The sequence below is a fragment of the Luteibacter sp. P4_D7_3 genome (assembly GCF_056401735.1).
This window is the reverse complement of the sequence record NZ_JBFUIT010000516.1, coordinates 1-1,693: the sequence shown is the minus strand read 5'-3', so window position 1 is coordinate 1,693 and position 1,693 is coordinate 1. Positions and strand designations below refer to the sequence as shown.

The 1,693-nt window shown below is 66.7% G+C and carries 3 protein-coding genes; all 3 read left to right on the top strand.

What is annotated here, in order from left to right:
• Nucleotides 1–298, top strand: a 298-nt coding sequence (locus AC1DSN_RS22225) for a biotin-independent malonate decarboxylase subunit gamma (RefSeq protein ID WP_477332959.1), incomplete at its 5' end; no start/stop codon positions are given.
• Complete coding sequence (gene mdcG, locus AC1DSN_RS22220) at nt 183–944, top strand: malonate decarboxylase holo-[acyl-carrier-protein] synthase (protein WP_477294184.1); 762 nt, start codon at nt 183–185, stop codon at nt 942–944. The genes AC1DSN_RS22225 and mdcG, both read left to right, overlap by 116 nt.
• Nucleotides 941–1,693, top strand: a 753-nt coding sequence (locus AC1DSN_RS22215) for a triphosphoribosyl-dephospho-CoA synthase (RefSeq protein WP_477332957.1), incomplete at its 3' end; no start/stop codon positions are given. The genes mdcG and AC1DSN_RS22215, both read left to right, overlap by 4 nt.

The following is a 1,693-nucleotide window of genomic DNA, read 5'->3' as shown; positions in this document are numbered from 1 at the left end:
GGACCTGCCTTCGATGTCGCGCGTGACCAAGCTGCCGATCGAGGTCCTGCAGGAGAAGGCGAAATCGACACCGGTCTTCGCACCGGGGCTGGATAACCTCGCGCAGACCGGCGGCGTGGCAGCGGTGCTGGATCCGACGCGCTCGCTGGCCGACCAACTCGAAGCGGTACTGACCGCGGTCGATGGCGCTGCAATGCAGGTGGATACCCGTGACCAGCTCGGTAAGCAGCGGCAAGGACGTCCCAAGGCGGCCGATATTGCGGAGCGCGTTCGTGAACTCGCCCTCGCATCCGTTTGATACGCCGCTGAGGCGGCATCAACTCGTCACGGTGGTTCCCGCTGCCTGGGACCGCGTGTTGAGCGTGCGTGCCGATCTCGCCGGCGAGCCCCTCCTGCGGGAATGGGCTCGGAACGCTTGGCCACTCGTCGTACGGCGGCCGCTTCCGGGAGAAGGCGACGGGATCCCCTTGGGATTGCCCTTGCCCCCGTGGGCGGGCAAGCGCCGTATCGCGCTGCAGATCAACAGCGACGATATCGAAGCACTCATGCCGCTGCCCGCCTTGCCCGATGTGTTCGACACGGCGCCGGAGGCCTGGAAGCCCTGTCTGCGCGAACTGATCGCGCTTGCCCTTCGTTACGACGTGGACGCCCGCGTGTTCGGCAGCCTCGCGTGGCAATGGCTGACCGGTTTGAACTACGTTGCGCCGGGGTCCGACGTGGACCTCGCATGGACGGTGCCTCGCCGACATCGCATCGGCGGTTTCCTTGACGAACTCGCCGCGCTCGATGCGCGCGCTCCCGTGCGCATCGACGGCGAAGTACTGCGCGCGGATGGCGCGGGTGCCAATTGGCGAGAGCTACATGCCGGTGGCGAGATCGCCTTGAAGACAGCGAGCGACGTCGTGCTTGTCACGCAACATGCTTTCCTCGGAGCCTTCGCATGAGCACCCAGCCCAATCTGTCCATGGTTCCTGCGACGACAAGCCTCTCCGCCGCCTCATTCGCCACGCGGGTCGCCGAGCAAGCCCGACGAGCGCTTTGTCAGGAGGTTCACACCTGGCCCAAGCCCGGGCTCGTCAGCCACGTGGACACGGGCAGTCATTCGGACATGGACGCCGCGACGTTCAATCGCAGCGCAGCGGCAATCGCACCCTTTCTCGCCGAACTCGTCGAAGCGGGTATCCGGAATGACAACATGCCGGCGCTGCGGAAAATCGGCCTCCGTGCGGAAGTAGCGATGCTTCATGCCACCGGCGGCGTCAACACGCACCGCGGCGCCATCTTCGGCATGGGCTTGCTGTGTGCGGCCGCGGGACTGCGTGCGGCCGGCCATGTGGCGGCTGGGCTATCGCTGGGTGACAGCGTTGCGTTGCGTTGGGGTAACGACATCCTGGGCGGTCCGCGCCTGTCGTCCAGCCACGGCGAAGTGGCCGGGCGCCGCTATGGGGCCGGCGGCGCAAGGCGGGAAGCGGCGATGGGCTTTCCGACCGTCTACGATATCGCCATGCCCGCATGGGTCGCGGCAAACATCCTGGCGCAGGGCGACGACGAGGCGGCGAGGGTGCAGGTCTGTTTCGTCCTGATTGCCGCGCTCGAAGATACGAACCTGCTGCATCGCGGTGGCAGCGAAGGGCTGCGGTTCGCCCGTGAGCAAGCGGCATCCTTTCTCGATCGGGGCGGGATTGGCCAGGAC

What these genes read in the sequence shown, in the direction of transcription:
- mdcG (WP_477294184.1), top strand. Translation starts at nt 183, where the DNA reads ATGGCGCTGCAATGCAGGTGGATACCCGTGACCAGCTCGGTAAGCAGC.